The 1,476-nt window shown below is 43.1% G+C and carries 1 protein-coding gene and 1 pseudogene; both read left to right on the top strand.

Annotated features, from left to right (window positions below; all coding sequences use genetic code 11):
* Positions 1 to 696, top strand: a pseudogene (locus ACFIKD_RS09370) (phage portal protein); the annotation flags it as partial.
* A 13-nt stretch (positions 697 to 709) separates the two neighbouring features.
* The coding region (locus ACFIKD_RS09365; RefSeq protein ID WP_375647893.1) for a hypothetical protein at positions 710 to 1,476 on the top strand (767 nt) is incomplete at its 3' end.

Raw genomic sequence — 1,476 nt, 5'->3', positions numbered from 1 at the left:
CCCGAATTCATTGGCACAAGGGAAGTGACACAAGCGGGTATTTTGGAGGCACAACGACGCCAATCCAGTTTAAATCTGCTTGCTTGTCTGTTTGATGGCTTACGTTTGTATCGCAAGCGGCAAGGTAAGATTATTTTACACCTTATACAGAATTATTTGTCTGATGGTCGTTTGGTACGGATATCTGGTGAGGAGAATGCGCAATATATTCCATTGACGCGTGAAGAAGTAACGAGTGTCGAGTATGATATTGTAGTTGATGATGCGCCAACCAGCCCGAATGAGAAAGAGCGCACCTTCGGTATCATCACACAGCTTCTTCCATTGCTTCAAAATGCGATTACGCCGGATATTATGCTTGATCTACTTCGTTATTCTCCATTGCCGGCGTCATTGCTTAATCGTGTCAGTGAGAAGTTCCAACAGCAACAAATGGCACAACAACAGCAGATGGACCCCGAGCAGGAAATGAAGTTGCAGGAAAAGCAACAAGACTTAGAGACGAAAGCACAGATGCATCAGATGGATTTGCAACAAAAGCAGATTGATCTGTTTATGCGTCAAAAGAAAGCGGAATTAGAAGCAGAAATGATGCAACAGCGCCATGACATTGAACGGCAGAAGCTTCTCAATACTCAGGCACACAATCAGATCATGCGAGAGCGAATAGCATTACACAGAGGTATGCATAGTTAAGAGAGGTGAAAGAATGAATGCAGAAATGAATGAAGCTATGAATGAAGATTACAGAGTTGGAGCACCGGTCTTTGATGATGAGAGCTCTTTTGATGCTGGCACTTATGATGGTGAAACGATTGATAATGATGACATTACGTCTCCAAAGCCGGTTTTAGAGACCGTTGAAAAGCCTTCAGAGATTGTTCCTAGTATAGAACAGCAGCGTATGGAGCAACAAGCCAAACAAGCTCGTGAAGCGCTTGTCAAGCTTTATGAACCCCAATCCCAGACGCCAATGGTTGAAGGTGAAAATGCACCCCCAGACCCTACACAAGACATTATTGGTTATATGGGTTGGATAGGAAAAAAGATTCGAGAGCAGGATGCGTATATTAGGGAACAGAAAGAAGCGCTAAGACAAGCTGAGGAACAGCAGCAGCATGATATACGTCTTGGTCAGTTTTTCAACAATTCTGTTAAGTCGTTTCAAAATAAATCCAGTGATTTTGGTGATGCTGCAAATTTTCTTTATGAGAAGCGTGCGAAGGAATTGAGTTCTTGGTCGTCACTTTATCCTGAGTATGCAGATCCAAACACAATTTCTGAGATCATAAGGAATGAATTGCGTACGATTGTAGCGACTTGTGCACAAAGAGATCTCAATCCGGCAGAAGAGATTTATAGAATAGCGCAAAATCTTGGCTATCAGAACCAAGCATTACAAGCGAATAATCAAGTTGCAGAACTTCAAAGCCGTCAGAATTCTGCGAGAACCTTAACGGCATCTGGAGGAGGGGG

Origin of the sequence: Bartonella sp. CR84HXZ, assembly GCF_042194535.1 — a bacterium.
Classification (GTDB): Bacteria; Pseudomonadota; Alphaproteobacteria; order Rhizobiales; family Rhizobiaceae; genus Bartonella; species Bartonella grahamii.
The sequence above is the reverse complement of the archived record's forward strand: the minus strand, read 5'-3'. Positions and strand labels throughout refer to the sequence as shown.